8 protein-coding genes are annotated in these 7,708 nt (G+C 72.2%); 5 read left to right on the top strand and 3 right to left on the bottom strand.

What is annotated here, in order from left to right:
* Positions 1–408 precede the first annotated feature (408 nt).
* Together SACSA_RS0103925 and SACSA_RS0103930 are read right to left on the bottom strand one after the other, a co-directional pair.
* The gene (locus tag SACSA_RS0103925; protein WP_019813674.1) at positions 409–2,571 is read right to left on the bottom strand and encodes a DUF6049 family protein; all 2,163 of its coding nucleotides are present in this window, start codon (positions 2,569–2,571) and stop codon (positions 409–411) included.
* Complete coding sequence (locus SACSA_RS0103930; protein ID WP_028661517.1) at positions 2,568–3,080, bottom strand: NUDIX hydrolase; 513 nt, start codon at positions 3,078–3,080, stop codon at positions 2,568–2,570. The genes SACSA_RS0103925 and SACSA_RS0103930 overlap by 4 nt, the downstream gene beginning before the upstream one ends.
* Before the next feature lie 101 nt (positions 3,081–3,181).
* Here SACSA_RS0103930 and SACSA_RS0103935 point away from each other — a divergent pair, with 101 nt between their 5' ends.
* The 5 genes from SACSA_RS0103935 to SACSA_RS0103950 all read left to right on the top strand — a co-directional run bounded on the left by SACSA_RS0103935 (position 3,182) and on the right by SACSA_RS0103950 (position 7,051).
* Positions 3,182–4,672 (top strand): CCA tRNA nucleotidyltransferase, encoded by a 1,491-nt coding sequence (locus SACSA_RS0103935; RefSeq protein ID WP_019813677.1) that lies wholly within the window; start codon positions 3,182–3,184, stop codon positions 4,670–4,672.
* Between the two features lie 131 nt (positions 4,673–4,803).
* Complete coding sequence (locus SACSA_RS0103940; protein WP_048876399.1) at positions 4,804–6,060, top strand: helix-turn-helix domain-containing protein; 1,257 nt, start codon at positions 4,804–4,806, stop codon at positions 6,058–6,060.
* A 116-nt stretch (positions 6,061–6,176) separates the two neighbouring features.
* On the top strand, positions 6,177–6,419 hold the full coding sequence (locus tag SACSA_RS24335; RefSeq protein ID WP_083940139.1) for a zinc finger protein: 243 nt from the start codon (positions 6,177–6,179) through the stop codon (positions 6,417–6,419).
* Entirely contained in the window at positions 6,416–6,751 is a 336-nt protein-coding gene (locus SACSA_RS0103945) for a hypothetical protein (RefSeq protein ID WP_019813681.1), read from the top strand. Before SACSA_RS24335 ends, SACSA_RS0103945 begins: the two co-directional genes overlap by 4 nt.
* 30 nt (positions 6,752–6,781) lie before the next feature.
* Positions 6,782–7,051, top strand: a complete 270-nt coding sequence (locus SACSA_RS0103950; RefSeq protein WP_019813683.1) for a hypothetical protein — start codon at positions 6,782–6,784, stop codon at positions 7,049–7,051.
* Between the two features lie 10 nt (positions 7,052–7,061).
* Here the strand turns inward: SACSA_RS0103950 and SACSA_RS21370 are convergent.
* On the bottom strand, positions 7,062–7,708 hold a 647-nt coding region (locus SACSA_RS21370), incomplete at its 5' end, for a TNT domain-containing protein (protein WP_019813685.1).

Below are 7,708 nucleotides of genomic sequence, written 5' to 3' on the forward strand. Positions count from 1 at the left end.
CCGGACGGCGCTGGAGGTGCCTGTCCCGGACGGCCCGCCGGGGGACGCCCCGGCTGATCCTGCGTTCGAGGCGGTGCGGCCTGTGGGTTCTGCCTGCCCGCGGGGGGCGGTGCCTGCCTGCCCCGGGGCGGGTGCTGGCCGTTGTCGCGCGGAGGGTCCTCCCGGTGGCCGTTCTCCGGGGGCGTGCCCGGCGGCTCCCACTGGTCGGGTGGAGGCTGACGCCGGGGCGGAGCCTGGTCCTGTGCGGTGGGGGGTGGCGCCTGCCCGGGACGACGGGGCGGCACGCGCTCGGGACGCGCGGGGCCGCCCTCGCGTTCGGGCGGGTTGCCCGACTGCTCGTCCAACACGTGCCCAATCCGTCGGTGGTCAGCCTCGTCGGCCCAGGGTAGCCCGATTCACGGCGTTGACTCAGCCGCGCTGACCCTCCCGGGCCTTCACTCGACGGTATATCCGCAACCCCGACAGCAGGAGCAGAGCGGCCCCGGCTGTTGCGGTCAACACGACCGCGACCGAGCCGAGCTCGCTGGAGACCAGCTCCATCCGGGAGGGCGTGCCCAGGGTCGTCCCGTCCGGTGTGGTCACCGCCACGCGCACGATGAACCGGCCGGACCGGAGGGTGTCGGCCGGGATGAGCCTGCTGACCCTGCTGTCGGCGGCCAGCGGGGTGTCGCCGATCTCGGCGGGCCGTAGCCCGGCGCTGTTGCCCAGGTCCACCCGCACCGTGATGGTCACGGGCAGGCTGTTGCTCAGGGTGATGGGCAGCGGGCTCGACTCCGAAGCCAGGGACACCGGCTGTGATGGCGTGCGGACCGTCACCTGGTCGCGCAGCGCCTGGAGCTGAGCCTCGGCCGCGGAGGCCGCCGAGCGCCGCGCGTCCGTCGTGCGCCACGCCGTGGACACCGCGCGAGCGACGGCGTTGTGCAGAGGCTGGATCAGACTGACCGGCTCGACCTGCCGGGTAGGGTCGACCGACATCGCGCCGCGCAGGTCGGCCGCCGTTGTCTCGACCTCGGAGAGCGTCTCGACCACCGAGCCCGGCACCGGCGCCTGGGCGGGTTCGGTCCGCCACTGGCTCGCCGACCCACCACTCTGCTCGGCGGCGTCGCCTTCCGCGGCGAGTGCGTCGTCCAGCGGAGCCGGAACCAGCGCGCCCGCCGCGCTGAGGCGGGTGAGCGTGTCGAGCAGCGCGGTGAGGTCGTCCTCGCTCGCGTTCCAGCCGCGGACCGGGGCGACGAGCACCGGCCCGCCCGCCGGTTCGGCACCCACACCCGCGCGTACCGCGAGCGCGCCCAGGGCGTTCTGCGTTCCGATGTCCACGGCACCCTCGGCGGTGCCCATCGACGGCCCGGACGGCTCGCCGCTGGTGAACGCCGCCGTGACGAGCGGGTCCGTGCCCACGACCCGAACGCCGCCGCCGGAGGGCTCGCCCTCCGAACCGCCCCCGGCGCCGCCCGGGGCGCCGAGGCCCTCCTCCACGCGTGCCGGGTCGGCGAGCACGGTGGTGGTGCCCGACTCGGAGGCGGAGCGCAGGGCGGAGTCGGTCAGCCCGCCCCTGGTCCACACCGTTCCCTGCTTCGGTTCGAGCCGCAGCAGGTCCAGCACGGCCGCCCCGTTGCTGACGGCCTCACCCACGAGATTCACCCCGGAATCGACACGGTCGAGTTCGGCGAGGTCGGCACCGGCGTACGGGAGCTGCACGACGCAGTGCCCCGCGACGAGCTCGCGCAGCGCGTCCAGCCACTCGCGGGCGGCCTGCTGGCCGCGCCCCGCGACGGCACCGTCGGGTGTGCGCACGCGGTAACCCGTGCTCATGGCGTTGACCGTCTCCAGCAGGTCCGGGTCCACGGCGAAGCACAGTGAGGCGAACACCTCGGCGTCGGCCCGCCTGCTCTCGGCCGTGCTCACCAGGGCGTGCAGCCTGCCGCCCGGGGCCAGCTCCCGCGCGAGGTCGTCGTCGGAGAGCACCACGGGGCCGTCGTGCGGTGCCGCCACGATCTTGGGGGTGCGGGCCGTGATCGGCCAGAGCGTCGAGACCGCGGCGGGTCCGGTGCCGTTCTGGGCACCCTGCGTACCGCCGTTCTCGCCGAGCACGGGCAGCAGCAGGTGGGCCGCAGCCAGCCGGGCCGCGCCCCCGTAGGCGGGGGTGCCGTTGACGTTGAGCAGGAGGGGGTACGCGCCCGGGTCGGACACCCCGAGCCGGGCCAGGTCCACGTCGATCGAGAAGGTGGCGCTCTCGCCGGTGTCCAGCCGGTCGCCGGCCCCGACCCAGTCGGAGGCCCCGACCTCGGCCGACGGCGGGTCGGTCAGCGTACGGCCGAGTTCCGGCGTCCCCGTCTGCCTCGGCCCGCTCTGTACCCGCGCCACCAGGTCGGAAATGGGCCGGTCGCCGGTGTTGGTCACCGTGGCCGACAGCGTGAGTGTCTCGTCGCCGGAGGTCGCGACCCGGGGACTCATCCCGTCGATGCGCATCCGCAGCAGCTCGGACGGCTGTGCTCCGGCCGACGGACCCGGCGCCAGCATCTGGGTTGCCAGCAGGAACAGAACCAGCGCCGCCGCGCCCGCCCGGCTCACCGCCCGTTCACCCGGTTCTCGGCCAGCAGGGCACGCGCACGGCGCGCGAGCTTGCGTTCGTCGGAGTAGGCCAGGGTGGTGTCGAGCTCGGTCAGCGGCACCCACGCCACCTCGGAGACCTCGACGTCCTCGTCGCTGAGCTCGCCGCCGTCGGCTTCGAGCAGGAAGTGATGCACGGTCTTGTGAACCCGGCGACGCTCGGCGACGAACCAGTAGTCGATCGTGCCGAGCTCGCGCAGCACGTGCGCGGAAATGCCCGTCTCCTCCTTCACCTCGCGCACCGCGGTCTGTTCGGTGGTCTCGCCGTCCTCGATGTGCCCCTTCGGCAGGGACCACAGCAGTGTGCCGTGGCGGTCGAGTCTGCCGATGAGCACCGCCTGCCGCCGCGCGGGGTCCACCACCAGTCCTCCCGCCGACGTCTCGTTGACCGTGGTCAGCCGTTTGCCGCGGCGGCGCCGCGATCGGCGTCCCGGTTTCGGGCCACCGGAGCGACCGGCCGATCCAGGCATGCTGCGATGCTAGAGCACGCGGGGCCGCCGGTACCCTGGCTTGTCGGGTCCGAGCCGAGGCAGCCGTGTAGTAAGGGGAACCGTTGGGCAGTGGGATCAGGGTGAACGAACGCACGAGTGGCGCGGGCGCCGCGCCGACCGCGAAGCGGCTCACCGAGGTCAAGCGCAACGCGGTCGCCGAACTGATGCGCGTCTCCCCGCTCGCCGACGACCTGGCCGCGCGGTTCACCGCGGCGGGCCACCGCCTGTACCTGGTCGGCGGCAGCGTCCGGGACGCGCTGCTGGGCAGGCTGTCCACCGACCTCGACTTCACCACCGACGCCCGTCCCGAGACGGTGCAGCGGCTGCTGTCCGGGTGGGCCGAGGCGGTCTGGGACACCGGCATCGAGTTCGGCACGGTCGGCGCCGCGAAGAACGGCACGACGCTGGAGATCACGACGTTCCGCGCCGACACCTACGATCGGGTGGGCCGCAACCCCGAGGTGGCCTTCGGCGACACCATCGAGGGCGACCTCGCGCGCCGGGACTTCACGGTGAACGCGATGGCGGTGGACGTGGTCTCGAAGTCGTTCGTCGACCCGCACGGCGGGCTGGAGGCGCTGGCCGCGCGCACCCTGGACACCCCCGCCACCCCGGAGGAGTCGTTCGCCGACGACCCGCTGCGGATGCTGCGGGCGGCCCGGTTCGTCGCGCAGCTCGGCTTCGCGCCCGCCCCCCGAGTGGTCGCCGCGATGACGGACATGGCCGCCGAGCTGAGCCGCATCACACCCGAACGGGTGCAGGCGGAGTTGTCCAAGTTGATGCTCGGGCGGGCGCCGCGGCGCGGGATCGAGCTGATGGTCGACACGGGCCTGGCCGAACACGTGCTTCCCGAGGTACCCGGGATGCGCCTGGCGATCGACGAGCACCACCAGCACAAGGACGTCTACCAGCACTCGCTGACGGTGCTGGATCAGGCCATCGACCTGGAGACCGGCCACGAGCCCACCAGTGGGCCGGACCTGGTGCTGCGGCTGGCCGCGCTGCTGCACGACATCGGCAAGCCCGCCACGCGCCGGTTCGAGCAGGGTGGCGGAGTCAGCTTCCATCACCACGAGGTCGTGGGGGCGAAGATGGCGCGCAAGCGTTTGCGGGCCCTGCGCTACCCCAAGGACGTGATCAACGACGTCTCGCAGCTCGTGTTCCTGCACCTGCGTTTCCACGGCTACGGCAAGGGCGAGTGGACCGACTCGGCGGTACGCCGGTATGTCACCGACGCGGGTGAGCTGCTGCCCCGGCTGCACAAGCTGGTCCGGGCCGACTCCACCACGCGCAACCGGCGCAAGGCCGCCGCGTTGCAGCGCTCCTACGACGATCTTGAGCAGCGCATCGCCCGGATCGCCGAGGAGGAGGATCTGGCCCGGGTCCGGCCCGACCTCGACGGCAACGAAATCATGCGCATCCTCGGCCTGCGCCCCGGCCCGCTGGTGGGCCAGGCGTGGAAGCACCTGAAGGAGATCCGCCTGGACCGGGGCCCGCTCGACCACGACGAGGCGGTCGCGGAGCTGCGCCGCTGGGCCGCCGAGCGGGGCATCGAGCCGCCCGCCGAGTAGCCGGGTGCTCCAGCGCGCGACGAGCCCGGGGAGAATGCTGTGCCACGTTCGATGTGTGCGTGATCGGGCACGGATGGCTACCGTGAGGTGAACCACGTCACGAAAGAGGCCGGTGAAGCCGACTCGTGGCGATGTTCCTCGGCGAAGGGGTGGTCGCGGTGCAGGTTGATGAGCTCGCCGGGAAGTCGGTCGGCGCGCGTATCCAGGCTCACCGTGAGCGGCGAGGGATGTCCCGTCCTGTCCTCGCGGGTCTCGTCGGACGATCGGCCGACTGGCTGAAGAAGGTCGAGAAGGGGCATCTCTTGCCGCCCCGCCTCTCGATGTTGGTGCGTATCGCCGAGGCGCTGGGGCTGCCGGGAGTCGCCGAGCTGGTAGGAGACCAGTCCACGCTCGTCGACGCGGCACGCCGGGTCGAAGGGCACGACGCGGTGCCCGCCATCCGTGCGGCGGTCGAGCGCCCCCTTCTCGTTGTCGAAACCGACGCGGTGCCGAATGCGAACGAGCTTCGCGAACGGGCCGACCACGCGTGGTGGGTGTGGCACTCCTCGGCCAGTCCTCGTGCGGACGTCGGCCGTCTGTTGCCGCGGCTGATTCGGGATGCCCGCCACGCCACCCGCGTGCTCGACGGTCGTGAGCGCCGTATCGCCTACGCAACGCTCACGGCGATCTACGCACTTGTCGAGCAGGTGATCGCGTGGGTCTCCGATTCGGCGTTGTTGTGGCTGTCGGCGGACCGCTGCATGGCCGCCGCCGAGCAGGCCGACGATCCCGACAGCCTCGCCGCCGCGTCCTGGGTGGTGGGCAACGTGTGGCGGGCCACGGGTCGCGAGGACGACGCGCTCCGGTTGGCCAACGATGCGGCAGATCTCCTGGCCCCGTATCTGGAGACCGGCAGCGACGACAGCCGCGCCCTGTTCGGTGCGTGCCGACTGCACGCCGCCCTCACCGCCGCGCGGCTCGGCCGCGAAGGGGACGCATTGCGCTACCTTGACGACGCCGATGGGATCGGCGCGCGTCTCCCGGCTGGTTACGCGCACCCATGGACCCTGTTCGGACGCGCCAATACGGAACTGACCGGCGTGTCCGTGCATGTCGGCCTTCGTAAGGGCGGGACCGCACTCGACAAGGCCAGCGTGGTCGATCCCGACGCCCTTCCGTCGCTCGATCGTCGAGCGCGTCTGTGGCTCGAAACCGCCCGCGCGTACGCCCAGCGCAGGGACTACACGAGCGCACTGCACGTGCTTCAGCGCGCCACGTCCCTGAGCGGTGAATCGATGCGATGCCACCCGCTGTCTCGTGGACTCGCCGCCGAACTCGTCACCTCCGGCGGTCGCCTGATCGAGCGCGAGGCTCGAGAACTGGCGACCCGACTCGGCGTCCAGCACTGAGGGATGGGGGACGAACTGTCCCCCTCACCGCCGGGTACCGGACTGGACCTCTCCATGGGGCCTTGCCGACCTACCGTCACGCTCGTCGGCTCTTTCGTGTATGACCGGAGGTTGTGATGCGGAGGTATCTGTGGCAGCAGGCCGAAGGGTTGCGGCACGCCTACGACGCGCACCGCACGCCGCTCGATCTGGGTGTGGTGTTTCCGGCGTTGTGCGGGTCGGTGGTCACCACCGGCCCCGAGGACATGGGGAAATGGTTGCGACCGACCTGTCCTTCGTGTGACCGGGAGATTCGTGCGCACCTTGGTCTCGCCGAATGTCCACCGATGCCCGGACACCAGCAGGGACGGTGGCGATGAGTACGCACGCGCGCGTGACACGGGAGCAGTGGCAGGCGCTGGACGACGTGCTGGCCGAGATCTGCCAGCGCACGGGTGGAGGTGTGGAAGACCTGCACGACCGGGCGGTCGGCATTCTCGACTCGGTACGGCCCGCCGAGTGGTGCGTACGGCCCGGCACGGAATCGGTCGTGGCGTTGTCCCTGTGGCGGCACGCCCGGCGGGTCATCGGCGCTCTGGCCCATCTCCAGGACGCCGCCCCCGACGACGCGCAGGCGATCCGCGCACTGGGCTGTGAGGTCTCCGCGCTAGCCGAACACATGCGCGCCTATACCGACCAGCCAACTCACTGAGACGCATCACCACGATCCTGAGGGAGAACCATGTCCACCGCTGTGACCACCGCTGCCCGCACGCCTCCGGAGCAGGACGACCTGGAGGCCGTGCTGATGCGGCTGCGGCGTGCGATCGACCGCGAGACCGAACCGCTCTACCACCGTAAGGACGCGGGCGAGACCGACGCGCTGCCCGTGCTCGGCCGCATCGCGTTGCTGGTTCTCGAACTCGGCTTCACCATCGCCGAGGAAGGCGGCATCGACAGCCGCGAGATCGAACGCGCGGTCTCGGCCGCCTACGGCCTGCCCACCGGCTGACGCGGCCCGGTCAGCCGACCCGTTCCAGCGCGCCCGTCTCGACGTGATGAGCCAGGGTGTGCGGTAGGAGGTAGGCCACCGCTCCCCCGGGCAGCGTGCCCCACGGTCGGGTGACGCCGCTGAGCGCGTGCAGCGGGCGCAGGACGCGGTAGGAGTGCCGTTCGAACTCGCGTTCGAAGGTCAGGGACGTCTCCGCGAACGGCGTGCCCTCCGGGTGCACGAGGTTGCCCTGCTCGGTGCCGTACCGGTCGAGCACGGTGCCTTCGGCCAGGGTCAGCACACGCTTGCGCCGGTAGAACGTCAGCGGTGGCTCCCCGCGCGAGGGCAGGATCGGCCAGTCCGTCGCCCGGGTCGCCTCGGTCTCGTCGGTGTCCTCCTCGTCGCTCGGGCGCGACCTGCCCGGCAGCAGGAGCAGCGTGCCGAGCAGGGCCTCGGCGGCGTCCTGGGCGCGCGGGAAGTAACGCGGATCGACGGGCCCACCATCTGCGTGCCGGGCGACCTCCCAGCCCCGGGCCACGCGGCGCAGGCACCACGCGCCGTCGGCGACCTCGCCGATGCGGTAGGCGCCCTCGGCGACGCCGTGCTCGGCGAGCCGGGTGCGCAGTACGCGCAGCACCTCCGAGGCCCGCAGCGGACGGCGCGGCTCGGACCCACGAT

The sequence above is a fragment of the Saccharomonospora saliphila YIM 90502 genome (genome assembly GCF_000383795.1).
GTDB classification, from domain to species: domain Bacteria; phylum Actinomycetota; class Actinomycetes; order Mycobacteriales; family Pseudonocardiaceae; genus Saccharomonospora; species Saccharomonospora saliphila.